Below are 26,303 nucleotides of genomic sequence, written 5' to 3'. Positions count from 1 at the left end.
AACATCTATGTATTCAGCGAAGCTTTGAGCTCTTCAATTTTTTGGAGTGCATTTTTAGAGTAGCTTGGTTTTCCTTGTTTTTTATAAAGGTCTGCAGCTCTCTGGTAATTATACATTGCTCGCTTTGTTTTCCCTTCCATTAGAGACTGAGTATGAGCTTTTGCATAGTAGATGTCAGCATTTTCAGGAGTAATACTAATAGCTTTAATGTAATCTTTTACAGCCATCTCATATTGTCCCAAACCGGAATAAGCAATTCCTCTATTAATATAGGCGTCTGCATAATCAGGTTTAATAGCAATAGCTTGGTTATAATCTTTTACAGCTAATTGATGCTTAGGTTCCTGCAAAGAAGAGTAAACAATTCCCCTGTTAACATAAGCATTAATCAGTTGAGACTTGGTAGGAGCAATGTCAGCTTGAGTATTATGATCCCAATCCTTAATAACTTTGCTATAGTCTGCGATCGCCTCTTGATACTGCTTATGTCTAAAATAAACAACTCCTCTGTTAATGTAAGCGTTTTTTCTCTTTAAGTTACTGGTATTGGGATTGTTGATAATCTTGGTGGAATTTTGAATAGATTTGATGTCGCGTCGATCATTACCCCTAGTGTAATAATCTTTGGGTGTCACCTGTAGGGATGGGAGAAATTTCTTTGCAGTGAGACGAGATGCAATCGGAGAAGGAATTGTAGATTTTGGAGATGCACTTGGAGAAGGAACAGAAGAAGTTAAAGATGCAGGAGATTTTGTTGGGGAAGGAGATGTTACAGGAGACGGAAGTGCAGAAACTGGAGATTCTGTAGGAGAAGGACTTGGAGAAATCGAAGATGTAGGGGATGCTGTTGGAGAAGGAGATATTACAGGAGAAAGAGATGGTGTTGGGGAAGGAAGTACAGAAACTGGAGATGTTGTTGGAGAAGGACTAGGAGAAACTTGAGATGAAGAAGACTTTGTAGAAGAAGGAGCATTCGCAACAGGAGAACCAACTAAAGCAGGTACGTCTTTACAGAGATGAGGATATGTAAAACTATTTTCTCCAGATTTACCACCTTCTTCAGCGCTCGAGTTGGGGAGCAAATAGTCACCTACTAATTTGCAAGCCTGGGCCATCAGTTTATCATCCCGCGATAGTCCAATGGAAAATACAGTCCCAACGGCTAAAATACTACCTCCAAGAGCAAAAACACCACGTACAGCTTTCTTCTGATTTTTCCGTCTAATGCTACGTCGTACAAAATCAGTTTCAGCTGGATTTAACCAGTTATCATCAGAATTAAGTATTTTCTTCAATGAATCGATCAATGGGTGAGTATTCCACAGAAGCGATTGATCGCGCTGGTTTTTCCATTTAAATACAGCAGGTCTCAACCATCTTTGCAGAGCAATAGTTTCTTTTTCATCTTCTTTCCACTGTAATAACTTTTGCCAACTCTGCACTACAACATCATGACTGGGTTCCAAATAAAAATCACCTTCATTATCTCTTCCTTTCAGGAGTAGTTTTGCATCCGTAAAGCGTCTAATGATTTCCTTTACTCGACTTTTTTCTGGTTCTGGATACTCCAACTCAGACAAATATATCCGTCTGCGAGCCAATTTACTACCACTTACAGCTAACATGCGTACCATTATTACATTACGGATAGTTAACTCATACTCTGGGTCGATTTTGACCAAAGCCTCGTATTCACTATCTGCTCTTCGATTAAGACTCTGGGTCAATCCTCCAATTTGTTGATAATCAGCCTGCGTAATTACCCTCTTTCGCCTTGTACCTTGTTTGACAGCCTGCAAAGACTTTGTATAGAGTTCATCCAAGGTAAAAGAAAGTAGTGCTAGACCTTCTGATGTCTTTATGACTTCATCAATTAGCTTCTCCACTAGAGAAGATGATTCGAAACTTATTGACCTTGCTGAAGCTGGCTTTTCTATACAAGAGCGCAATTCTTCCCGCGTCATCCTGGGAACTATAAACCGAGCTTCATGCCAATATTCTTGCAGACCCGTATCTTTAAATTGCGATTCAAAGTCACTGCGTAGCGTCATAACAAGTCGCAACTTTTCCCCATGATCCCTTACTAGATCTGTTAGGAGATTCAGGAAATCTTTCCGAGCTTGGCGATCGCCGCACATCGTAAATAGTTCTTCCGCCCGTTCAATTATCAGTAGTAATTTTGACTGGGGATTTTCGTGTAACCAATTGCCTATACAGACAGAAATAGTTTCTATTTTTTCTTCTGCAGTAGACAGTAATTGACCTGCAGCCAATGTATTACTGAAAGTTTTAAATGGTGACTCCCCAGGACGTATAGGTGCAATAATATACCATTGCTTTCGTAGAGACTTTCCAAACAGCATCTCTAGGGAATCCCGTGGAACCAATTTTTTAATATGAGGTATCAGTCCAGCCTTAATAAGGCTGGATTTTCCAGTTCCCGAAGCACCCATTACCACCGTTAATGGGTGTTGACAAACTTGTTGGTACAACTTTTCTGTTAAAGCTTGTCTACCGAAAAACATTTTGCTGTGTTCTTCTTCAAAAGCTTGCAAGCCACGATAGGGGTTTTTTGAATTATCCAAAAGCATGTAGTTTATAAATTATAGTTTCATAAAGCCAGTTTCATAAGGATAATTTTATAGATATACTTTCGTAAATCAAATTTCGTAAATCTAATTTTATCAATTTAATTTTATAAATGTAATTTCATTAATTTAATTTATAAAATCAAATTTCATAAATTAACTCCGATAAGTTGACCTCTATGAATTAGCTTAGATAAATTAAATTCCATAAACCTAATTTCATTCAAATATACAAGAAACCGCAAAAAAAAATTAACTGGTAGTCATAAATTAACTGTCAGACTGCTTCGTTGTTATTTTATAACCATTTTCATTGGTGGCAGATATAGCGCTAACAACTTTTACGTAAAGTTAATATCAAGCACCAATTATATGAATCTTGTTTTAAATCCATACTTAGTTATTTATCTAACAAATCTTTTGGTTCCTTTATTTTCTCAAGTGCATTCTTTGAATAGCTTGGTTTTCCTTGTTGTTGATAAAAGTCTGCAGCTTTCTGATAATTCTGAATTCCTTCTTGGGTTTTTCCTTCCATTAAAGACTGGGTAAAAGCCTTTGCATAGTAGATATCAGGATTTTCAGGAGCAATAGTGATCGCCTTAATGAATGTATCTATAATTCATGGGCAAACAATCAACCCTAAGACTCGCCTATATAGTACGATCGCTTTGGTTGATATACCTATACTTTAGATAAACAAATAAGGAAATAAGTGAAAGTTTTAGTTATTGGGAACGGAGGAAGGGAACACGCGATCGCTTGGAAGCTCTTACAGTCCAAGCAGGTTGAGCAGGTTGTTTGCGCGCCAGGAAATGGCGGTACAGCAACTATGAGTCGTTGCGAAAACTTAGCTTTGGAGGTGGACGACTTTGAAGGAATTTGGCAATTTTCTCAACAAGCCAAAATTGATTTAGTGGTGGTTGGACCGGAAGTACCTTTAGCAAAAGGAATTACCGATTATCTCCAAGCTCGGGGTTTACTGGTGTTTGGTCCCACAAAAGCCGGAGCACAAATTGAATCTAGTAAAGCTTGGGCTAAAGCATTAATGCAAGAAGCAGGTATTCCCACGGCTAAATCTACGGTATTTACCGAAGCAAATGCAGCTAAATCCTATGTTAAGGCACAAGGTTTACCGATTGTTGTCAAGGCGGATGGTTTAGCAGCAGGGAAAGGTGTAGTTGTTGCCGAAACATTAGCACAAGCTGAATCTGCAATTGATTCCATGTTTGGCGGACAATTTGATAGTGCTGGTGACTTCGTGGTATTAGAGGAATTTTTAACCGGACAAGAAGTATCGGTTTTAGCATTAACTGACGGTTCGACCATTCGAGCTTTGTTACCAGCCCAAGACCACAAACAAATTGGCGAAGGAGATAAAGGAGAAAATACAGGTGGAATGGGAGCTTATGCTCCAACCCCAATTGCAACTCCAGAAATTATGGAGCGGGTGCAAACAGAGGTTTTAGAAAAAGCGATCGCAGCCTTAAGGAAAAAGAATATTGATTATCGAGGAGTACTTTACGCAGGTTTAATGATTACACCTGCAGGAGAAACTAAGGTATTAGAATTTAACTGTCGGTTTGGAGATCCAGAAACTCAGGTTGTGTTGGCATTACTGGAAACTCCTTTAGAAGAATTAATGTTAGCATGCGTACAGCAAAGATTAGCACAAATGCCACCCATTGCTTGGAAAGATGGAGCATCTGCAACTGTAGTTGCAGCTTCTGGTGGTTATCCTGGTAGTTATGAAAAAGGTAAGGTTATTACTGGGATTCAAGTAGCCCAGGATAGTGGTGCAATAGTATTTCATGCTGGGACAAAATTAGATAATTCCCAGTTATTAACTAATGGTGGTAGGGTTTTAAATGTTACTGGTGTCGGTGCAGACTTTAAACAAGCCTTAGATCGAGCGTATAAATCAATTGAATCTATAAATTTCGAAGGGATTTACTACCGTCGGGATATTGGTCATCGAATTGCAAAAACCTCTTGAGTTTATCTTTCCTAGTGGTCTTATTCCATTAAATACGAAGGATTCTTTTGCTATTAAAAACTTCGTGGAGACGTAACATGTTACGTCTCTCTGCATATTGATTTTAATAAATGTGATTTTAATTAAGGTTGCGATATAACTCTTTTGGATAATTGCTGTTATTTCCGTAAGTAGATTTATCACACGTTGTCACAAGCTAAATTTATCATTATTGTGGCTCGATTCTGGCTTCGTAGATATGCAGTTAAAACTGAAAAATAAATTAGCAAAACAAGAGGTTAAGGCTGCTCTGGCTACGGAACCTACGGAATCTGCAGAGATTGTTGGCTTGCTCTATGTTAATGATAAGACTCCTGGTGTCAGTCGTCAGCGTAGAGGTAGAGGATTTTGTTATTACGATACACAAGGGAATAAAATTGATTGCGAAGACGAATTAAATAGAATCAAAGCCATCGTCATACCTCCTGCTTGGAAAGAAGTATGGATTTGTCCCCACCCCCAAGGACATCTACAAGCTACAGGGAGAGATGAGAAACGACGCAAGCAATATCGATATCATAAACTGTGGCGCAAAATTCGTTCTCAAACCAAATTTAACCGCACAATTGCTTTCGGATTAGCCTTACCTAAAATTCGTCAACAAGTAGAAAAAGATTTAAGGAAACACGGTTTACCTAAGGAAAAGGTCTTAGCTACAGTTGTCAAGCTGTTGGAAACTAGTAAAATTCGGGTCGGGAATCAACAGTACGCCCAAAGGAATAAGTCTTTTGGTTTAACAACGATGAAACAGCGTCATGTTGATATTTCTGGCTCGCGATTGCGATTTAAGTTTCGTGGTAAAAGCGGTGTAGAACACGATATTGAGTTGAGTCATCGGCGTTTATCAAAAATTGTGAAACGCATTCAAGAATTACCAGGACAGGAGTTATTTCAATTCATTGATGATGACGATAAGCGTCAATCAATTGATTCTAGTGATGTTAATGACTATCTGAAAACAATTACCGATTTAGATTTTACAGCGAAAGATTTTCGTACCTGGTTTGGGACCGTATTAACAGCACAAGAATTATACGAATTAGGTAAATTTGAATCAGAGAAACAAGCTAAGAAAAATATTACTAAAGCAATAAAAGGTGTTGCACGGGAATTGGGAAATCGTCCTGCGACTTGTCGTAAGTATTACGTTCACCCCGGAATTCTTGCAGCATATGAAGATAGCTCTCTATTTCCAGCCATTGAAGCAGCTTATCAAAGTGATAAGAATCAATTGGAATCGCGTCCGGTAGAACAAGCGGTATTAAATATTTTAGAGCAGCATTTGTTACAGGAATTTAAATAATAATCACTATTGGCTTCTATTAGTACTGGAACTTTTCAGATGATTTGCTATTAAATCGATTAATAAAAAAACAATTAATACCGTGTAATGCTAAATAATTTAACTGTGCTAACTGTGAGTGCTGTTGCGGGTGCTTTGTTGGGATTTAGTAAAACAGGGGTACCAGGTGCAGGTATTTTGGTAGTCCCAATTATGGCAATTATTTTTCCAGCAAAACAATCCATTGGGATATTACTTCCGATTCTAATCTGCGCTGACTTATTCGCTGCATGGTATTACAGGTATTACGCTGACACAAAAGAACTATTGCATTTGCTTCCCGGTTGTTTTATAGGTATGTTTTGTGGTTTTCGTCTTCTTACTGAAGTGAGTAGCGAAAATTTGAAAACTGTTTTAGGTATTTTGGTAATAACTTTACTGTTATTGGAGTGGCTGCGCCATCAATTCGATCTACGCTGGATTTCCAAACATAGTTTGTCCCCTCTTATCTTCGGTGCAGTGGCTGGTTTCGCTACGACAATTGGTAATGCAGCAGGTCCAATTACCAGTATTTTTTTATTATCCAAGGGATTTGATAAGCATAACTTCATGGGAACCACTGCTTGGTTTTTTCTTATAGCCAATATTGGTAAGTTCCCTATATTTTATAAGCTTAATTTTATCGATCATCAAACTTTAGCATTCGATTTGTGGATGTTGCCTTTTGCTGGATTTGGTGTATTTCTAGGCTACAAACTACTACCGAAAATTCCCCAAAAATTATTTAATAAGTTTATTTATACGGTATCATTGATTGCAGCTTTTCAACTCTTGGGTTTTTGAATTAAGTTTATTAAGACTTACGCACTCATTACATTAGGTTTTGTTTAGGTTTAAGCTTTATTCGAGTATCAAACTCAAGACAGGAGAAATTAAATAACTACTACTTTATATAACCTACAGAAATGTAATCTATAATACTCAGTTTTTTTTGCTGCTTTCCCGTTGCTAGTCTAATCTTTGAGAAAAATGTTAAAAAGTGGGAAACTACTGCTCTGAAGTGCGTCAGATCAACGAAGGTACTACTAGTTCTTTAGTATGAAAATCCAACTGTTTGTAGCCGCTATATTTTCTCGAATTCCCCAGATGAAAGGACATCATTGGTGGCTTAGTATTGTCACTTGGATGATTTTACTAGCCCCAGCCCAAGCATCCGTAATTTTGCGGGTAGCTATAGAAAGAAATGTGGAGCAAGTAAGAGTTGGTAGTTCCACTACAGCAATCGTCAAAGACGGTAGTGGGAAAACTTTAGGACAATTACCTAAAATGAAAGCTTATTATGCTCAACCAGCTTCCGGTGGGGGAGTTGCTTTAGATAGATGGCGTTCTGGTTTATTTTGGATCGAACCACAAGGAAAAGGATTTGTTTATATTGGTGATAAGTGGTATCGTGGCAGAACTCTAGTTTTACCAACCCAAGAAGGTTTAACTGCTGTCAATTGGGTAGATCTAGAAGAATATCTCTACAGCGTGATTGGTGGAGAAATGAATCCAAGTTGGCATCCAGAAGCTCTAAAAGCTCAAGCGATCGCCGCTCGTACCTATGCTCTTTACAAACGAGAAAGACAGCGGAAAAATCCAATCTATGATGTGGGTGATACTCCAGATCGCTGGCAAATTTACGAAGGGGTCAAGAAAGAAACTCCCACCGTATATGCTGCGGTTGATGCAACCAAAGACCAGGTATTAACTTATAATAATCAACCAATTCTTTCAGTTTTTCATGCTTGTTCTGGCGGTCATACGGAAAATGTAGAAGATGTTTGGGGTAATCCTTTACCTTACCTCCGAGCAGTTCCTGGTTTCGATGGGAATGTAAATGGTTCCTATGCACAAAAGTGTATTTGGCAAAAAACTTTTTCTCCTGATCAAATTAGTACCAAATTTCCTTCCATTGGTAAAGTTGAGGAAATGAAGATCGAACAAAGGTCACCTCATCAAAGTGTTACAGCCTTAAAAATTGTTGGAGATAAGGGTACAAAAACACTTAAAGGTGAAGAGGTTCGCACTGCTTTGAGGTTAAACAGTACTAGATTTGATCTTAATCAAACATCAGACGGTAATTTCGTTTTAGATGGACGTGGTTGGGGTCACGGTTTGGGTATGAGTCAGGTCGGAGCTTTTAATTTGGCTTCGCAAAAAGTAGACCATCTGAGAATTTTGGGTCATTATTACGGTCAAAAGGTCTTCTTAACCAAAATTAAGTTGAAGAAGTAGAAATAAATAAGAAGTCAGGAGTCAGAAGTCAGGAGTCAGGACAGACCGCGCTCTAACGAGCGAGCAGGAGTCAGGAGTCAGGAGTCAGGAGTCAGGAGTCGGGAGTCAGAAGTCAGGACAGACCGCGCTCTAACGAGCGAGCAGGAGTCAGAAGTCAGGAGTCAGAAGTCAGAAGTAAAGGGTAAAAAATCAGAATTTTGATAATTGTCCCAATGACCCATGACCTATGACCCATTACCCATTACCAAATTACGACTGATTCAACCGTTTTTGCCATTCAGCATCAAGTTTTGCCGAATTTTCTATCTCCTGGTCAAATAAATCGGTTTCTGTTGTATAAACTAAATCTTCTTGTGCGATCGCTTTTTCTTGAGCAAATTGACGAGAAAAAGTGATTTTTTCTTGCAAGGCTTCATTTCCACTATTTAATAAATTTGCTCTAGCTTGTCTTTGGGAATTACGTTGCTCAATTTTACCGTTGCGCCATTGAATCCAAAAGTAACGTATTAAAGGTACACCCAAAAAACCAATACCGTAGGCTAACAATAACCAGTAAATTCCTTGGACAAAACCTACTAATCCACCAATTTCTTGGGCTAAAGTTCCATCCCCCAGCAAGTTTCCTAGAATTAAAGCGCCGATTAAATTAGCTGCACCTAGCCCAACACTCAACATTATCTGTCCGGAACTAGCTTTACTAAAACGCCATAGAAATTCTTGGAGATAATTTGACTTTGAACGGGAATTCGATTTTTTGGTAGCTGTTACTTGCAATTCAGGGAAATAATAGACTATTTCGCCTTGAGGACTTACTTGTGGTTGTCCGTTAAAACGGCTAAGTACCGGTAACATATAGTCCTCATAATCTTGTTGATAGGTTTCACCGATATCATCAAGGTAAGGGCTAATTTGTTCTGCAACTACTGCACCCTTGTGACTGCGAATTATAGTTCCAATTTCTCGCCAGCGACGTTCTTCTAAATTAGCATTTGGGTTCCCATCACCAAATAAGAAAGAAAAAACAGATTCAAAAAAATTCAAATCGCTTTTATCCCGTGATGATTTATTCCTACGTTGGTATTGGTTTTGATTATAGTCAGTGCCAAAAAACCAAAACAAATCGGGAAAATAAAAGAAGCCAGTACCAAAAGAAAAACTACCTCCATCATCATTATCCCGGTCAGAGTTAGCAGCAGAAATAACAACAATAATAGTGATATAAATTAGGGCTATAGAAACTATTAAGAAAATTCCGAAAGAAATGCGAATTAAGTAAAATAAAACTCCCCAAATCTTTTGCCACCATTCTTGTAGTTGCAATCGCAGATTTTTGTTACGTAAAACTTGCCGGAAGTTTTTTGGAAATAGGTAAACAATGTCGCCATCATCTGCTACCTGCAAATGTCCACCAGCTTCCGTGGCTAAAGCCAGCAAACCTTGAGAAGCTTCGGCGATGTTTAACCCAGCTTGAGTTGCGATATCACCAACAGTAACACGATAGTCGAGCTTTTCGACTGCTTGCATAATGGTGGGATTGAGAGCCATTGCCCTTCCCTCACAATTTAAAATATGTTTTCCTATTTCTAGTATAAAGTTTTGGTTTTTGCTTGGATGGCAGACAAAACGTAATTCAGACTTAAATTGCCTACATTTTTCAGTATTGTAACCCTGATAACTTGATCTTAATTTAGTTAACGTCGATAGATAGACTTATATTTTTTAGAGTTGATAAGATATGCGTACAAATTTATGTGAAATTTTATTTTCCTTGGGTCTGCTAGTTTTTACTACATTTGGTTGTAATAAAGATGCTATTGAAACTGGGAGAAATGATACTCAGACAAATAATGCAGTAAAAGCATCAACTGTATCTCAAAAACAGAATTCTTTATCTAACGATGCAAACACAACACAAGCAAAACAGTCCAAACCTATTACTTCCAAACCTGGTAAGTCCAAAACCGGTACAATTATCGGACCTGCATTTGATTGCGACAATGACGGACAAGCAGATGACTCCCGCGTAGATTATGATGGCGATGGAATTCCTGATGAGTGTGTCATTGGAGATGAGAAACCCCCAATCCAAGCGCAAATTGATTTGAGTTCCCATCAAAGTGTAGTCGCTTTCTTGGATAGGTTAACTAAAAATTGCCAGGAAACCGAAAAAATTCAGAAATACACTAAATACACTGTTTGTACAATTAACGGTAAACCTGTAAAAGCTAGCGAATCTAATGTGGAACTTGGTGATGGTTTAGCTTACTGGTTTGAAAAGGGTAAAGTTAGAGCAGTTAAAATACTTCACACTGAAGAACTTTTCATCTTTGACGAGAGAGATAATCTTGCAGGAGTATTTTTCTACGATTTTAATAGTAACAAGATGAAAACTGTTGCAGCTATTACTGACGAACAAATTCGTCGGTTTCCTCTAAAAAGTCGCCGAGATACTTACAAAAATATTCTTAAAGTTTTTAATCTTTAATTTTTTAGTCTAGATTAAAATTTCTAAACCTCAATCCACTTTTTGAAATATTTGGAGATAGATATAGCAATCCTAGATCATTTATAAAAATCAAATAGGATCGCTATGCAAGAGAGAAAATAAGGAAATATTTATTTTTTGGGTCTGAAAGCTTTAGCAGTAGTTTTTCAGTCCCTTACTAAAGAAGTTTAAATTGAATAGCTTCGGATACTAGATCAATGAAAAACCTAAATTATTATCCTTCTTTTGCCACTTCTCTTGTCATATTTATATTAGTGTAACTAGCAACTTACGTTCAAATCAACCAATAATTCATGGTGAACAAAAAACTTGCGTATAATGAGTAGTTATATTTCAAATGAGGTATTAAATGTTATCAAGACGAAAGTTGATAAAATCAGCATCTTTTATAACTGGAGGATTCTTATTAGGGTGTAAATCTGGCAGAGTAAATATTTCAGAAAATAATTTATTCATAATGCCAGAAGAAAACCAACCCCATGAAAGGACATGGATGTCTTTTGTTGCAAATGATTACATATGGTCAAATCGTCAAATACCAGAAGTAAAAAGAAATTTGGTTTTGATCGCAAAAACAATTGCAAAATATGAACCTGTATCTATGCTTGTAAGTCCTAATGACTATGAGGAAGCAACTTCTCTTCTTCAAGGATTAAATTCACATAATTATCCAATAGAGCTAATAGAATTTACAACGGACGACCTATGGTTAAGAGATAGTGGACCTACTTTTGTTAGAGGAAATTATGGAAAAAAGTATGGTATAAACTTCAATTTTAACGCCTGGGGCAACAAACAAGAACACACTCAAGATTCAAAAGTCGCAAACTTTATCACAAACACGGTAAACGCTACAATCAAAACAACTGACTTAACACTTGAAGGTGGGTGTTTTGAAGTAGATGGTCATGGCACAGCGATTTTAACAAAAAGCTGTGTATTAAATCATAACCGCAACTCTAATATCAACCAGATTCAGGTAGAAGAAAAGCTAAAGGTATTATTGGGTCTTAAAAAAATAATTTGGCTTGAAGGTATCAGAGGCAGAGATATTACTGATGGTCATACCGATTTTTATGCACGTTTTTCAAAACTAGGAGAAGTGATCGTTAGTCGCGATAATGATCAACAATCCTATGACTATGAGGTTACCAGAAATAATATTCAAGAGTTGAAAAATGCTACAGATGCAGATGGGAACAAATTGAATGTCACCATTATTGATACACCCAATTCAATTAATCAAGCGTACGGTGTGAATCATTTTGCCGCTGGATATGTTGGATACTATATTTGTAACGATGCAGTTATTATGCAAAAATTTGGCGATCAATATGCTGATGATAATGCAAAAGGCATAATAGCCAAAGCATTCCCCAACAGGATTATTGAACAAATTGCGATAGATGGTATTGCTTCAGGTGGGGGAAGTATACACTGCACAACACAGCAAGAACCAAAAATCTAACAGCAGCACGAACACCATTCTTGGCTAATAATAGTACTACTTTAGTATTACCTAATTTATTCTCAAACTCATTACGATTTAACCAATAACGTGATCGCACTTTAAAACTTGAATCACTTTTTTCCTCATCACTCAAATCGCGAGTATCACTACTATTTTTATAAGTAGCCCAACGATGGTCAAATTGATGAAATATTTTTGCTTCATAAAGTGGAACTAAAGCATCACTCGGTTTGTTTTTAAATTTTACAAGTATCATCAGTTGCAATACCTGTAGGAACATGATTCCAATTCTTCCATCAGCAGAAATCATACCAATTTCAAAAAACAACGCCACACATTAGTTTACTGTTCCTCGTTCCCTGTCTTGCGACTCTTTCCCAACCTGCGGGGTATCGCGCTGTTCCCTTTCTTTTGTAAGCGTTCGGCTTGCTGCGTTCCAAGTGTGGCAATCTTAAAATAAATTGGTATTAGAAATTTTGGAGGTAAAACTTCGAAAATAAGATTTCAAAAATAAAGTTTTGAAAATAAAGTTTTGAAAATAAAATTTCTATGGGTATTTGCTTCAAAGGATAAGTCGTGCTATTATTTGCAAGTCGCGGACGTATAGCTCAGTTGGTTAGAGCGCTACGTTGACATCGTAGAGGTCACTGGTTCGAATCCAGTTACGTCCATTTTTCAGAAAGTAATATATAATCTAGAATTTGTAATTTAAAGTTTGTTTTTGCCGCAACGGCAAAGCTATGCTTGAAAAACATAGATAAGAAAAAACCAATTTCTTAATTATAGCACTACGTAACTAGGTTAGGACATCGGTGAACGCTCAAACCTATGAATATTAAACTTATGTCCTGCGGACACGCAATACCTATGGTACGCCCTTAGCCTGCGGCGTCGGCAAAGCCTCTGACTAACGTCACGCAGGGCGCGCTTATGCGTTTGGACGCACTACGTGTTCGGCTAAGCCGCGTCAACAAACACCGTAGGTGCGTCTTTCGCCGCTAACCGCTAGGTGCTAATGACTTGCGCGTAGCGCTATATCAGTCGTATCTATTGGTTATTATTGACAGAATTTTTGAAACTCATTATCAATAAAGATTGTAAATAAATTTTATGAGTAAATAGGGTTTACGCAAGTATCATCATTAAGGGCACAATTACGCTACATAAGGAGCTATAAGTATTTCAGATAACTTCCCTAGTTTTTCTCTATTGATTCTTAGATTGAAAATCAAGTCAAGCAAATAAAGCTGAAATCTTTCATATCACCTTTGTGGTGTGCGAAATCAAAAAAAAATTAGTAATTGCACTCAGAATATTTTGAGTAACTTGAGTTATATAGTTCCTAGTGTAAATTAACTAGAATCAAATACTCAATATTTTAATTCTTACTAAGAATCTGAAAACTAAGAATATGAACAAGAAAATAACTGCTTTTGGTGTAACTGTTGCTTCCTCTGCACTGGCGATCGCTAGCTTTGCTAGTTCACCTAGTTTTGCTCAAGGTGGGACAAATTATCGCCTTAAAACTATGTTTACAGGGAATAACAAGTGTCTAGATATTATTAATGATGCTAAAGATAATAAGCCTATCATGGCTAAATGTGGTAATTTCTCGGGACAATTTTGGAAGATAGAAAAAGCGAAAAACTCCCCTGGATATTATCGCCTCAAAACCCTGTTTACCGGAGACAGGAAGTGTCTCGATATCATTAATGATGCTAGAGATAATAAGCCTATTATGGCTAAATGTGGTAACTTTTCTGGACAGTTGTGGAAAATAGAAAAAACCCGATCTTCCGGACATTATCGCCTCAAGACCATGTTTACAGGTGAAAAGAAATGTCTAGATATTATTAACGATTCTAGGGATAATAAACCCATTATGGCTAAATGTGGTAATTTTTCTGGACAGTTCTGGAAGATTCCTAACTTTTCACCAGCTTCTTGAGTAGATTTCTGAAATCCATAAAAAATGTAGTTAGATAAGACTAAATTGTAACTTGTCTTAAAACTTCTTCTCCTATCAAATACTTGCAATAAGTTAAACTAATTTCGCACCCCTAATCTCGCAACTTTGAAGGAACAAAACTTTCAAAGTCTCCCAGTAATGGAGGATTTAGGGGGCGATTTTCTTTGCATGAAGGGAGTAAGCTTCTTATGTTGAAGCAGAACCAGCTCGTGTTAAAGCTTCTTCTCGTGTCAGATAATCACGGGAAATTAATATAATCTGAATTCCATAGTTCCTAAACTTTGTCTACCACCGGCAATCTCAAACTTTAAATTTACTATTTCGGCAAAATAAAACTTGAAAAACTATATAATTACGTTATACAAATAACGTAATTATTAGGGTTTTAACCACTGTAGCGGCTAAATCTAGCTTTAAAATCCAGCAATAACAAACTTTAAATGACAGAATTGTACATTAACTGTACTGTCATTTGCCAAATTATTGTCCATTTTATGGATTATATCTCATTGAATATATGCGTGACCGAATTTCAAAAATTGGTGGTATTCCTTCTTTGAAAAGTATTATCCGAGAGAAATCTTCTTCAAATCCATTTGGTTGGTCGTGGCAGCCTGAATAACTCCCTACCCCTAAATTTTGAGGGGATACGAAACTATGTACGTGTGTATTCTATAAAAATCTGTAAAGCCCTAAATGCAATTTTTAAGTTAATTTAATATGCAACTGAAACCCAAAAATTAATCCTTAAAAAGAACTTTTAATATTTTTCAGATGTTCTAAATTTTCACTTTGTTGCTCGATTTGCAAAGAAATAGAATCGCATACTAACTCGCATAACTCAAAAATAAAAGGATTACTAATTTGATAAAAAACATTAATCCCCTGTTGGGTGCGATTAACTATACTTGCTTGTGTCAAAACTTTAAGATGCTTAGATACATTAGCCTGTCCTAAGGAAGTATCACTAATAATTTGAGACACATTTTTAGAGCCAGACTTTAAAGTACAAATAATTTGCAGTCTGCTGGGTTCTGATAGAACTTTAAAAAAATCCGCCATTAAAGCGATCGCTGTAGGAGACAACCTTTTCATTCCACAATCCGCAGGCTGCATAAGTTGCTCTTGTGGTTGATAATTTTTCTTTAAAGTGTTTTTTGCCATATTAATTCTTAACTTTTCAGCTATTTACTATATTACCATAGGGTAGTATGGCATCTATTAAGCCAAAAGATACATACCATAGCGTTATGCGCAATTGAAAAGTCAGGAGTCAGGAGTCAGAAGTCAGGAGTCAGAATACGAACTGAGATGTTATGCGCAGCGCAAGATGCGCTTACAGCGTTGTGCAGACAGACCTGGTGATCGCTTCGCGCATCCCCTGTAGGGATATCGCAATAATTACTATTTGAACGGACTTACCATAGCAATCCTAAATCATTTATGTGGTAAAAATTAATATTATAGAGACGCACCACAGCATATCTTTACAGAATTTATCTGTTCACAAATCAAATACGATTGCTATATTAAGTCAATTTTATTGGAATAGTATGCAGATTAAATTTAATCGTGGCTGCCTGTAACTTTACCTTTGAAAACAATATATTGGTAAATATTGTATGCCATCATGATTGGGATCAAAAATCCAATAAAGACAAGCATAAATACTAAAGAACTATCAGCTGCCGCAGCTTTATAAATAGTAATCTGAGTAGGGATGATGTAAGGGAAAACTACCAATCCTAAACCAATAAATGTCAGTAAAAATAGGAGAATAGTCCAAATAAAAGGTGTTCTTTCCTGATGTTTTTCTAGACTACTCAAAAGCTGCCAAATTAATATCACTCCTAGTATGGGGATTGCTGCAAAAATATAAATTAGTGGCTGTGTAAACAAACGTGCTCGGGTGTGTTCGTAAAAAATAGGCGCGATCGCAGTAATTACAATTGCTCCGATTAGAGTTGTCCAAGCTGCTATTTTAGCTGTTTGATAATGGGTTTGCTGCAACTCTCCTGATGTTTTCCAAATCAGATAGGTGGAACCAATTAACACATATCCCTGAATTAGGGTTAAAGCGATCGCTAGGGAAGGAACATTTAACCAATCCCATGTAGACCCAATAAATATACCAGCTTCATCAACTTTAATTCCCGCAAGTACTGCACCAAGAGCAAAACCTTGACCGAGCGCAGCCAGGAAACTACCTACTCCAAAGGCTAAATTCCAAAAGAATTTACGATCAGAATGTTCCCGAAATTCAAATGCTACAGCCCGGAATATCAACCCAAAAATCATTGTCAAGATGGGAATATACAAGGCGCTGAGTATGGTTGCATAAGCCAAAGGAAAAGCACCAAAAAGAGCTCCTCCCATAAGAACCAGCCAGGTTTCGTTTGCATCCCAAACATTACCCAAGCTGGTCATCAAAATTCCTCTCCGTTCTTCCGTTGTCGCTGTTAAAGATAGAATTCCTACCCCCAAATCAAAACCATCTAACATTACATAAAGGAAGAGAAATAAAGCTAAAATAACAAACCAAACTTGTGGTAAAAAATATTCTAATGTATCCATAAATGCTTTAAAACCTCCTATTGTTGAGCTTCTACAGGACGTTTATCGGGGATAAATTCTGCTGGAGTTGTATCTAAATCTTCCTCTTTTTCAACTCCTGGTACGGTTAAATTAAAGTTTGGTCCTTTGGTAATAATCCTACTACCGAAATACAGCGCACAAATAAATAGAATTGTATATACAACAGCAAAAACACTTAAAGAACCAAGAACATCACTGGCAGGTAAACTAGAAGCAGCATCGGTAGTACGAATTAATCCGTACACAGTCCAAGGTTGTCTTCCAACTTCCCGTACAATCCAACCAGCTTCCACCGCAATGTAACCTAAAGGAGCAGCAAAAATCCATCCCAACATTAGTAGTGATTGTTGAGTAATATTTTCGGGAGAAAGTTTACCCCGCAACCATTGGATTACACTCAATAGCATCAATCCCACAAAGAAAAAGCCAATACCGGACATGATCCGAAAAGAATAGAAAATCAATCCGATCGCCGGAGGTCTGTCTTCTGGTTTCCACTCTTTTAAACCTAATAAAGGTTCGCTGAGTTTGTCTTTAAACTCCAGGATATAGCCCAAACCGTGGGGAATATTTAACTCAAATATATTTTTTTCTGCTTCTTTGCTGGGTAAAGCTAGGAGACTCCAAGGTGCAGATTCCCCAGCATTAACGTTTTCCCAACGAGCCTCGATCGCCGCAAGTTTTGAAGGTTGATTGTGATAAACCTGCTCTGCACTAATATGTCCGATCGCAATTTGCAACGGCGCGATCGCAATAGTTGCAGCTAACACAATCTTTAAGGATTTGGAGAAAAATTCTTGATGTCTCTTATTGAGAATATACCAAGCGCTAATACCACCAATTACAAACAGCGAGGTTTCTAAAGTTGCAAAGAACATGTGACTCACGCTTGCTGCCATTGAAGGATTAAAAATTGCTTGAAAATAATCCCTCACTATAAATTTACCATCAACGAATTCTCCACCTACGGGAGTTTGCATCCAAGAATTAGCGCTAAGTATCCAGAATGTAGATAGGTTTGCGCCAAAAGCAACCATTATAGTAGCGATATAATGCATAACCGGTGGAACACGATTCCAGCCAAACAGCATAATACCTAAAAAACCAGCCTCTAACATAAACGCCATTGACGCTTCAAATCCCAGAATGCTGCCAAAAAAATCACCAACTGCAATTGAGAATGGTGCCCAATTGGTGCCAAACTGAAATTCCATCGGTAAGCCAGATGCTACGCCTATTCCAAAATTAAGTACGTATAATTTCGACCAGAAACGGGCATGATAATAATAATCAGAGTCGCGGGTTTTTAACCATAACCCTTCTACGACAACTAAGTATATACCCATACCAGTAGTAAGTACGGGCCACAGCATATGAAATATGCTAGTCAGAGCAAACTGCATCCGCGACAACATTACGGTGTCAGATAAAAAATCCATCATCTTATTGTTTTTTAGTTTTTGTTCGATTGTTTCCCAATATCACCGAGGAAAAGCGGTTAACATTTAAATGTTACTTTTGGAACTCAACTTCACAAAAATTACGTATAGGAAATAGGATGACGTTAGGTACAGGTAATGGGATTTTAACTAGCTTAACTGTCCATAAAAGTATTGAACGCTTGCGAAGTACAATTTAAATAAAAGTAACGCTAATATTCGTTTCCCTTGGTTTGGGATATACAAAATTTTTCGACCTTGTAATTAGTCTAATTATTGTGCTTAATTATTCTTCTTTAAAAACTTTAACACATCTCCCTCGAAAGGTTTTCCTTTTAACATCCTTCTCCAATATACCCAAGGTAAAACATGACGTTTCATCAGCCACATACTATAGCGTTCTTTACTGGGGTCGAAAGGAAAGGTCGAGGTTGGTTTTTTGTCATAATCAAACTCAGCCATTATGGTTTTACCAAAACCAGTAATTAGGGGACAACAAGTGTAGCCATTATATTCAGCATTTATTTCAGTGGATTCTATCAATGCTAAAAGATTTTGAACCACAACAGGTGCTTGCTTGCGAATTGCTGCTGCTGTCTTAGAAGTAGGAAGGGAAGAAGCATCACCCAAGCTAAAAACATTAGGGTAAATATTATGTTGGAGAGTTTTTCGATCTACATTTACCCAACCTTGACTAGAACCGGATTCTATTGCAAGTGGACTGTGCTTAATGAAATTGGGAGCGCTCATTGGAGGAGCTACATGAATTAGATCGTATTTGATGCTAGTTTCCTCTAATCCTTCCTTGCTACTAACTTCAAAAATCGCTTCTTTGGTTTGCGATCTAATTTCTTTAAGATTATGTTGAAATTTTACTTCTATATCTTTACGTTTTATTACAATTTCCAAAGAACGGCGATATTCTGGAACTGCAAACATTTTGTCTTTAGCCGTACAGAAAATAATTTTTGTTTTTCCCCTCACGCCTTTTTGACGAAAAATATCGTCAGCCATATACATAATTTTTTGAGGTGCTCCACCGCATTTGATTGGAGTTTCAGGAAAAGTAAATAAAGCAGTTCCTCCCTGAAAATTTTTGATATTTTCCCAGGTATAAGGAGCATAATGTTGGGAATAATTACTGGTAACCCCATCATTCCCAAGGGTTTCAGGTAGTCCTTTAATTAAATCCCAGTCGATTTGTATTCCGGGACAAACAATTAAATAATCATAATGAATTAGCTGTCCTTCCTTAGTTATGACAATATTATTATGTGGCTCAAACTCAGCCACATAAGCCTGAATCCAACTAGCATTTGCAGGAATATAGTCTTTTTGATTTTTGACCGTATCTCCAATCTTATATTTCCCTCCCCCAACAAGAGTCCAAGCAGGTTGATAGTAATGCTTGTCCGATGGCTCGATAATAGCAATATCAAGATTTTTATTTTTATTTAATAATTGAGCCGCAACAGTTATACCTGCTGCACCTCCCCCGACAACTACAATCTGATGGTAAAGATCGGGCTGAATTCCCGAAAAATTTCCTGATGCTGGTTCTTTTTGTTGAGTAGTCCCTAAGGTAGTTTGCATCTTTTCGATTTGCATCTTTTAAAAATGTCGAGTACTATACTTGCTATAAGCATATTACTTGATAGTAATATGTTCAACTAAAAAGAAAATCTAAAATTTCTTTAACGAATCCATCATTCTATTACTTGCTTCCCACCTTAAGATTATCTATAAACATGTTTCCCTCCTCTTCTTTGTCCTCCTCCGTCTTTCCTTCTCACTCAATTGGATAATCTTCTACTGGGATAGCAGTAATAGATCTTCTTTGGGATACACTCCCAGATCGAACAAAGCTTAGAAAGCCACTCCTGAAATTCTAGTACAGAGGCATTTTCATCATGCTATTTCGCCAATTATTTGACAAACAATCAAGTACCTATACTTATCTAATTACTGATCGCAATACCCGAGAAGCAGTTTTAGTAGATCCGGTATTAGAACAAATAAATCGTGACTTAGTACTACTTGAAGAGTTGGAACTAAATCTACGTTATTGTTTAGAGACTCACATACATGCCGACCATATTACCGCTACAAGCAAGCTTCGGGAAAAAACTGATTGTTTAGGTATTGTCCCGAAAAATGCTAACGCACCATGTGCTGATCGGTACATTAAAGATGAAGAAATTTTACAGATAGGAGAGGTATCGATAAAAGCGATCGCAACTCCCGGTCATACAGATAGTCATATGGCATATTTGATCGATGGAACTCACTTATTAACTGGAGATTCTCTATTGATTCGTGGTTGTGGACGTACAGATTTTCAAAGCGGAAATCCTAGCACACTATACGATTCGGTAACCCAGAGACTCTTTAGTTTACCTTCGGAAACTTTAGTTTATCCAGCTCATGACTATCGAGGACATACAGTATCTACTATTGGAGAAGAAATAAGACTTAATCCGCGATTTACTAATAAGAGTCGGGATGAATTTATTGAACTTATGCACAACTTAAAGCTTCCCATGCCACAAAAGATTATGGAAGCCCTCCCCGCAAATCAGCAGTGCGGTAGCTTAAATACTGCTGCATAACCGCAGATATATAAAATTATTTGAACATATCCGAACTTTAAACACTGGGTGATTCGCCTATTTTTCCAGTATTAACTCCAAACATCAGTTTTGGACGTGAAATCTAGTAAATAATCAAAGGAATAGAAAAATGACAATAACTAATAAGGAAAAAAATGGCAATCGCCTACAAAATATCCATCCTGTAATCCTAAAAAAATGGTTGGAGATGGGAAATATTATTTTAGTTGATGTAAGAGAAGCTGCTGAATATGCTGGAGAAAGGATTCAGGGTGCAACAAGGGTATCATTATCTAATTTTGATCCGCGAAAAATACCATTAGATGAAGGGAAAAAGTTAGTTTTGTATTGTCAAACTGGTAAACGTTCTGCACAAGCAGCTCAAAAGTTATTTGCAGCTAGTTTTAATGAGGTAACTGGTCTTGAAGGCGGTCTAAATGCTTGGAAAGAAGCAGGATATCCGATTGAGACGAATAAGAATGCACCCATGAGCATAATGCGTCAGGTACAAATAGTTGCAGGTTCTTTGGTTGTTACGGGTACTTTACTTGGTGCATTTGTCTCTCCTTGGTTTTTAATTCTGAGTGGTTTTATTGGATCGGGATTAGTATTTGCAGGTATTAGTAATACATGCGCTCTAGGTCTGTTACTTGCAAAGATACCGTGGAATCAAAATTAATTTGAAGAGAATAAAAGACGATTAAAAAGATAACAATAAATTATGTTTTAGTTAGCTGAAATCCGCTGCATTCTCACACTAACTAATTTTCCATCCTGCATATTTAATTACTTTTCAAGAATATAGCAACTTACACATATTATCCATAAGATGCATTAGAGTATTATGAACTTGATACTTGGAACATTTTTGGCAGTTTGCATTGGTATCACTTTAGGATTAATTGGTGGAGGCGGCTCTATTTTAGCTCTACCAATTCTAAAATACGTTATGGGAATAGAGACTAAGTCTGCTGTAGCCATGACACTAGCGATCATTGGTACAGTTAGTCTCATAGGTGTTGTCCCTCATTGGCAACAAGGTAATGTAAATTTTAAGACTGCCCTGCTTTTTTCTCCATCTGCAATGTTGGGAGCATATCTGGGTGCTAGAATTGCCTCACTTCCCATAATCGATCCTACAATTCAGTTAATTTCTTTTGCAGTAACAATGGTAGTAGCTGCTTTTCTGATGATTAGTAAAAGTAGCCGTCCTTCTGAAGCTCGCAAACAGAATTATTTAGAAGAGAAGCATGAGGATAAATATCGCCTATTCGCCATTCCGATTGAAGGATTTGTGGTAGGAATAGTGACTGGTTTTGTTGGTGTTGGGGGTGGATTTATGATTATCCCTGCATTAGTTTTACTGGGTAAGACACCAATGAAAGAGGCTGTGGGAACATCATTATTGATAATCACCTTTAAATCCATTGCTGGATTTGCAGGTTATTTTGGTCATGTACCTATAAATATAAATATAATGATAATTTTTACGATCGCTGCAAGCTTGGGTACTTTATCCGGTGCGTATTTAACTAGGTTTATAAAACCCAAGCTATTACAAAAAAGTTTTGGTTACTTTATTATTGTCGTTGCTGGATATATTTTGGTGCAAAGATAAATTTTACGGAATTTGCAATTTTTGTGTATTATCTGGTTCCAAGGCTCTTCCTCGGAATCGATGTTAAGAGGTTCTGCCTAAGCTATTGAATTTGTTGTAATTTTTATACTTTTATGTGATGCAATTTTTGTGTCTGACCTTGTTCCAAAGCTCCGTCTGGGAACTCATAGTAGGAAACTCTGCCTCTTATCCAGACTGGAGGTAGAGCCTCCTACACTGTATTCCTTGCCAGAGACAAGGAACAAGTAATGTCACAGATGTTGAATGAAATTTCATCTTCCGAAAACCTACAGAGTCAACACCTAGGCTCTATCTCCAGTAAGATCTTCCTTACCAGAGACAAAGAATAACTACTCATGTCACTGATATATCAGGTACTTCCTGGTGCAAATCAAAAATTTATATTTGTCACATTACCCATTGGTCTGTCTGCGGAAGAACTTCTTTCATCATCACCATCTTCTTTTTGAATCCATAGAAAAACAAGTGCAAATACTGGGAAAGGTAATATATAAAAAACTAAAGGAATCATAATCCAAGGCAACCATGAAGCAGCATATTCACCCGTAAGTTGAGTCATATCTACCATGATGAATACTCCTGATTTACTAATACTTATTTAATGACAAGTCAATAGGAATGTTTATTAACAAATGACTAAAAGATAAGAGTTCAAAAACAAGAGCTAAAAATTACCAAATGGTAATAAAGCAACATTTACTGCACCACGCAAAATAGCATCTAAATCATCAAAGTTTTCTAGTAGCAAATAAGCAAATATTGCACCGCCCATTGCACCAAGAAATACTCCAGCATTAAGTTGATTCCATTCTTCACGGGTTCGTAACGGTCTTAGAGGGTCTTTAGCATAAGAATTGTAAGCCCCCCGTGGATTTCCTTGAAAAGTAGTCAAAGCAAAAATAGAAATCCCTAAACAGGCTGATGCTGCGATAAAAACAGCGGTAATCAATCCACTTAAATTAGCTCCATGTGCAGTTTCGCGTAGAGGTCCAACTACAACCTCTGGTCCAACAAGAAAGTAACCGTGAGCCATACCGATTTCTAGCCCTCGCATAAAAGGAGTTAAGCCTTTACGATAAGCAGGCAAATTGTTAATGAAAGCTCTTGCTAAAGGAGAATCATTAATCGGAGTGGAAAGATTTGCAACGCAGGGATCGCCCCCATATGGTTTTATAAATTCTGTGTCATTATTAGCCATATTTACTTATGATTTTATTCTCAATTTGAGCAAATAGTCTTATTTATTTAATTTTAAATTAAAGGCATGTTTATTATATTTTATTGTTATAAAAATTAAATTTTTTATTCATAAAATACATATAGGAAAATCCTCTAACCAGTAGGCTTAGGCTAAAAGTCAGAGGAGTCGAATGACAATATTTTTAAATAGTAAAATAAACAATTATCTTCTTAAAGATTATAAGGATACAAAAATTATTTTATTTCTTCTAAAATGTCTAAAATATTTGTGTTTTTTTATTTTTATTTTTTTATTAATAGAGACGTTACAAGTAACGTCTCCATATTTTTAGATAATTTTTGCTATTATGGAGAAAAGATTCATATCAAAATTCTCTTTGCTAGCCAAACTTACTTGCTGTTGAAGCAATCAGAAATGCTCCATAGGTAGCAATATAACCAACCGTAAAGTGGGTCAAACCAACTAAACGAGCCTGAACAATAGACAAAGCGACGGGCTTATCTCTCCAATACCCAAAGGATAATGGTGTTTTTTCATGTGCCCAAGCGAGAGTTTCAATTAATTCTTGCCAATAACCACGCCAAGTGATCAGGAACATGAAACTGACAGCCCAAGCTAAATGTCCGAAAAGAAACATCCAAGCCCAAACAGCTAAATTATTTGTCCCATAGGGGTTATATCCATTAATCAATTGAGCAGAGTTAGCCCACAAATAATCTCGGAACCAACCCATGAGATAGGTAGAATTTTCATTAAATTGGGCAACATTTCCTTGCCAGAGAGTTAAATGCTTCCAGTGCCAGTAAAATGTTATCCAACCAAGGGTGTTGAGCATCCAAAAAATCGCTAGATAGGAAGCATCCCAAGCAGAAATATCACAAGTACCACCACGACCCGGACCATCACAAGGGAAGGAGTAGCCAAAGTCTTTTTTATCCGGCATTAATTTCGAGCCACGGGCATCTAGGGCACCCTTAACTAAAATCAAAGTGGTGACATGTAGACCGAGAGCGATCGCATGGTGAACTAAAAAGTCACCCGGTCCAATTGTCAAAAACAAAGAGTTTGCGCCATTATTGATGGCATCTAGCCAGCCCGATAACCAGACATTAGCATGATTAGGCCACGCTGTAGAAGCAATACTATCTGGGTTAGATAACAGAGTGTTGAACCCGTATAGTGCTTTACCATGGGTGGCTTGGATAAATTGCGCAAATACTGGCTCAACCAAAATTTGTTTTTCTGGTCTACCAAAGGCAACTTCTACATCATTATGAACGTAGAGACCCAGAGTATGGAAGCCCAAGAACAAAGATACCCAACTCAAGTGAGCAATAATAGCTTCTTTGTGCTTCAAAACCCGGTCTAATACATTCCCCTTGTTCATTTCTGGATCATAATCTTTGATCCAAAAAATAGCAGCATGGGAAAATGCCCCCACCATCAAAAACCCAGCTATATACTGGTGGTGAGTATATAACGCTGACATCGTAGTGAAATCCCTGGCAATGAAAGCGTAGGGCGGCATCGAATACATGTGCTGAGCCGTCAAAGAACTCGCTACACCCAAACATGCTAGAGCTAAAGATAACTGGAAGTGCAAGGAATTATTAACTGTTTCATACAGTCCTTGGTGAGGTAAATTGAATGGTCCTTCCACCTTACGCCCAAAGAAGGTTTTGGCATTGAGCATTTCCTTGATATTGTGACCAATGTTCCAGTTAGTCCGGTACATATGACCCGCAACAATAAAGACCACTGCGATCGCCAAATGGTGATGCGCCATATCTGTTAGCCACAGTGACTCTGTTTGCGGGTGAAAGCCACCAAGAAAGGTTAAAATTGCCGTACCCGAACCTTCGGAAGTCCCAAACACATGATTTGCTGTATCTGGGTTTTGGGCGTAAGCAGCCCAGTTACCTGTGAAAAATGGTAATAATCCTTTTGGATGGGGTGCTACAGCCAGGAAATTGTTCCAGCCCACATGAATACCACGAGATTCTGGAATTGCTACATGAACTAAGTGTCCAGCCCAAGCCAAAGAACTAACACCAAATAAACCTGCGAGGTGATGGTTTAGACGAGATTCATTGTTTTTGAACCAAGCTAGTTCTGGACGAAACCTTGGTTTGAGATGTAGCCAACCTGCGAACAAGAATATTGATGCCAGAAGCAAAAGAAACAAAGAACCACTATAAAGTTCAGTATTTGTTCTTATGCCTATGGTGTACCACCAGTGGTAAACACCAGAGTAGCAAATATCAACAGGATTATGTGCTCCAGCTTGAGTATAAGCTTCAATTGCCCCTGGTCCAAATTGAGCATCCCAAATCGCGTGGGCGATAGGACGTACATGGAGTGGATCTTTAATCCATACTTCAAAGTTACCTTGCCAAGCAACATGGAATAAAATACCCGATGCCCATAGGAAAATGATCGCCAAATGACCGAAGTGAGAAGCAAAAATCCTTTGGTAAAGATTTTCCTCCGTTATTCCATCATGACTTTCAAAATCATGGGCAGTTGCGATCGCATACCAAATGCGACGAGTCGTCGGGTCTTGTGCCAGGTCTTGGCTAAATTTAGGAAATTTAGTCGCCATAGACTTTCAGTTGAGAAGTTTTGCGTGAGGGAAAATTATAGATTTTTGGTTTTGAGTCAGAGCATAGGAATCAGAGGAGGGGAGGAACAGAGG

At 37.5% G+C, this 26,303-nt stretch carries 21 protein-coding genes and 1 tRNA gene; 11 read left to right on the top strand and 11 right to left on the bottom strand.

All coding sequences use genetic code 11. The features are described 5' to 3' along the window. Positions 1 to 5: 5 nt before the first annotated feature. Both BC008_RS33135 and BC008_RS52265 read right to left on the bottom strand, forming a co-directional pair. Positions 6 to 2,591 (bottom strand): tetratricopeptide repeat protein, encoded by a 2,586-nt coding sequence (locus BC008_RS33135; protein WP_058184263.1) that lies wholly within the window; start codon positions 2,589 to 2,591, stop codon positions 6 to 8. Between the two features lie 397 nt (positions 2,592 to 2,988). Beyond that, positions 2,989 to 3,183: a hypothetical protein gene (locus tag BC008_RS52265; protein WP_407657091.1), complete on the bottom strand. Its 195-nt coding sequence runs from the start codon at positions 3,181 to 3,183 to the stop codon at positions 2,989 to 2,991. Positions 3,184 to 3,300: 117 nt separating this feature from the next. On the opposite strand from BC008_RS52265, the gene purD reads away from it, so the two are divergent. The 4 genes from purD to BC008_RS33115 all read left to right on the top strand — a co-directional run bounded on the left by purD (position 3,301) and on the right by BC008_RS33115 (position 8,179). Then, a complete protein-coding gene (gene purD / locus BC008_RS33130) occupies positions 3,301 to 4,581 on the top strand; it encodes a phosphoribosylamine--glycine ligase (RefSeq protein ID WP_027844994.1) in 1,281 nt (426 codons plus the stop codon). Positions 4,582 to 4,819: 238 nt separating this feature from the next. Continuing rightward, complete coding sequence (locus BC008_RS33125; protein WP_027844993.1) at positions 4,820 to 5,923, top strand: DNA topoisomerase IB; 1,104 nt, start codon at positions 4,820 to 4,822, stop codon at positions 5,921 to 5,923. Between the two features lie 87 nt (positions 5,924 to 6,010). Continuing rightward, positions 6,011 to 6,745, top strand: a complete 735-nt coding sequence (locus BC008_RS33120) for a sulfite exporter TauE/SafE family protein (protein ID WP_036266844.1) — start codon at positions 6,011 to 6,013, stop codon at positions 6,743 to 6,745. Positions 6,746 to 7,000: 255 nt separating this feature from the next. After that, positions 7,001 to 8,179: a SpoIID/LytB domain-containing protein gene (locus BC008_RS33115; RefSeq protein ID WP_027844991.1), complete on the top strand. Its 1,179-nt coding sequence runs from the start codon at positions 7,001 to 7,003 to the stop codon at positions 8,177 to 8,179. Between the two features lie 249 nt (positions 8,180 to 8,428). Here BC008_RS33115 and BC008_RS33110 read toward each other — a convergent pair whose 3' ends face one another. Then, a complete protein-coding gene (locus BC008_RS33110; RefSeq protein ID WP_027846611.1) occupies positions 8,429 to 9,724 on the bottom strand; it encodes a DUF4199 domain-containing protein in 1,296 nt (431 codons plus the stop codon). A gap of 190 nt (positions 9,725 to 9,914) precedes the next feature. Between BC008_RS33110 and BC008_RS33105 the strand changes: the two genes are divergently transcribed. Both BC008_RS33105 and BC008_RS33100 read left to right on the top strand, forming a co-directional pair. Then, positions 9,915 to 10,664 carry a hypothetical protein gene (locus BC008_RS33105; RefSeq protein ID WP_036268663.1) on the top strand — a complete coding sequence of 250 codons (750 nt, stop codon included), beginning with the start codon at positions 9,915 to 9,917 and terminating at the stop codon, positions 10,662 to 10,664. A gap of 370 nt (positions 10,665 to 11,034) precedes the next feature. After that, positions 11,035 to 12,153, top strand: coding sequence for an agmatine deiminase family protein (locus BC008_RS33100; protein ID WP_027846609.1), 1,119 nt, complete (start codon positions 11,035 to 11,037; stop codon positions 12,151 to 12,153). Here the strand turns inward: BC008_RS33100 and BC008_RS33095 are convergent. Further along, complete coding sequence (locus BC008_RS33095; RefSeq protein WP_058184261.1) at positions 12,071 to 12,490, bottom strand: hypothetical protein; 420 nt, start codon at positions 12,488 to 12,490, stop codon at positions 12,071 to 12,073. The two genes, BC008_RS33100 and BC008_RS33095, sit on opposite strands and share 83 nt — an antisense overlap. 263 nt (positions 12,491 to 12,753) lie before the next feature. Here BC008_RS33095 and BC008_RS33090 point away from each other — a divergent pair. Together BC008_RS33090 and BC008_RS33085 are read left to right on the top strand one after the other, a co-directional pair. Then, positions 12,754 to 12,827 (top strand) — tRNA-Val (locus tag BC008_RS33090). A 740-nt stretch (positions 12,828 to 13,567) separates the two neighbouring features. Beyond that, a complete protein-coding gene (locus tag BC008_RS33085; protein ID WP_082650694.1) occupies positions 13,568 to 14,104 on the top strand; it encodes an RICIN domain-containing protein in 537 nt (178 codons plus the stop codon). Positions 14,105 to 14,872: 768 nt separating this feature from the next. Here BC008_RS33085 and BC008_RS33080 read toward each other — a convergent pair. The 4 genes from BC008_RS33080 to BC008_RS33065 all read right to left on the bottom strand — a co-directional run bounded on the left by BC008_RS33080 (position 14,873) and on the right by BC008_RS33065 (position 19,767). After that, positions 14,873 to 15,220, bottom strand: coding sequence for an ArsR/SmtB family transcription factor (locus BC008_RS33080; protein WP_201026204.1), 348 nt, complete (start codon positions 15,218 to 15,220; stop codon positions 14,873 to 14,875). Positions 15,221 to 15,691: 471 nt separating this feature from the next. Continuing rightward, complete coding sequence (cydB, locus tag BC008_RS33075) at positions 15,692 to 16,699, bottom strand: cytochrome d ubiquinol oxidase subunit II (RefSeq protein WP_027844104.1); 1,008 nt, start codon at positions 16,697 to 16,699, stop codon at positions 15,692 to 15,694. Between the two features lie 17 nt (positions 16,700 to 16,716). Continuing rightward, positions 16,717 to 18,159: a cytochrome ubiquinol oxidase subunit I gene (locus BC008_RS33070; protein WP_027844103.1), complete on the bottom strand. Its 1,443-nt coding sequence runs from the start codon at positions 18,157 to 18,159 to the stop codon at positions 16,717 to 16,719. A gap of 282 nt (positions 18,160 to 18,441) precedes the next feature. Then, a complete protein-coding gene (locus tag BC008_RS33065) occupies positions 18,442 to 19,767 on the bottom strand; it encodes an NAD(P)/FAD-dependent oxidoreductase (RefSeq protein ID WP_235595978.1) in 1,326 nt (441 codons plus the stop codon). Between the two features lie 302 nt (positions 19,768 to 20,069). Between BC008_RS33065 and BC008_RS33060 the strand changes: the two genes are divergently transcribed. The 3 genes from BC008_RS33060 to BC008_RS33050 all read left to right on the top strand — a co-directional run bounded on the left by BC008_RS33060 (position 20,070) and on the right by BC008_RS33050 (position 22,386). Next, a complete protein-coding gene (locus BC008_RS33060) occupies positions 20,070 to 20,768 on the top strand; it encodes an MBL fold metallo-hydrolase (protein ID WP_027844101.1) in 699 nt (232 codons plus the stop codon). 130 nt (positions 20,769 to 20,898) lie between these two features. Further along, positions 20,899 to 21,447, top strand: a complete 549-nt coding sequence (locus BC008_RS33055) for a rhodanese-like domain-containing protein (RefSeq protein ID WP_027844100.1) — start codon at positions 20,899 to 20,901, stop codon at positions 21,445 to 21,447. Positions 21,448 to 21,612: 165 nt separating this feature from the next. Further along, positions 21,613 to 22,386: a sulfite exporter TauE/SafE family protein gene (locus BC008_RS33050; protein ID WP_027844099.1), complete on the top strand. Its 774-nt coding sequence runs from the start codon at positions 21,613 to 21,615 to the stop codon at positions 22,384 to 22,386. Between the two features lie 391 nt (positions 22,387 to 22,777). Here BC008_RS33050 and BC008_RS33045 read toward each other — a convergent pair whose 3' ends face one another. The 3 genes from BC008_RS33045 to psaB form a co-directional block, all read right to left on the bottom strand. Next, positions 22,778 to 22,975: a photosystem I reaction center subunit VIII gene (locus BC008_RS33045; RefSeq protein WP_036265992.1), complete on the bottom strand. Its 198-nt coding sequence runs from the start codon at positions 22,973 to 22,975 to the stop codon at positions 22,778 to 22,780. 96 nt (positions 22,976 to 23,071) lie between these two features. Continuing rightward, positions 23,072 to 23,605 (bottom strand): photosystem I reaction center subunit XI, encoded by a 534-nt coding sequence (locus BC008_RS33040; RefSeq protein WP_027844098.1) that lies wholly within the window; start codon positions 23,603 to 23,605, stop codon positions 23,072 to 23,074. 382 nt (positions 23,606 to 23,987) lie between these two features. Then, the gene (gene psaB, locus BC008_RS33035; protein WP_027844097.1) at positions 23,988 to 26,210 is read right to left on the bottom strand and encodes a photosystem I core protein PsaB; all 2,223 of its coding nucleotides are present in this window, start codon (positions 26,208 to 26,210) and stop codon (positions 23,988 to 23,990) included. Between the last annotated feature and the right edge of the window lie 93 nt (positions 26,211 to 26,303).

This window comes from Mastigocoleus testarum BC008, from assembly GCF_001456025.1.
In the GTDB taxonomy this organism is placed as follows: domain Bacteria; phylum Cyanobacteriota; class Cyanobacteriia; order Cyanobacteriales; family Nostocaceae; genus Mastigocoleus; species Mastigocoleus testarum.
This window is presented reverse-complemented; position numbering and strand designations above follow the sequence as displayed.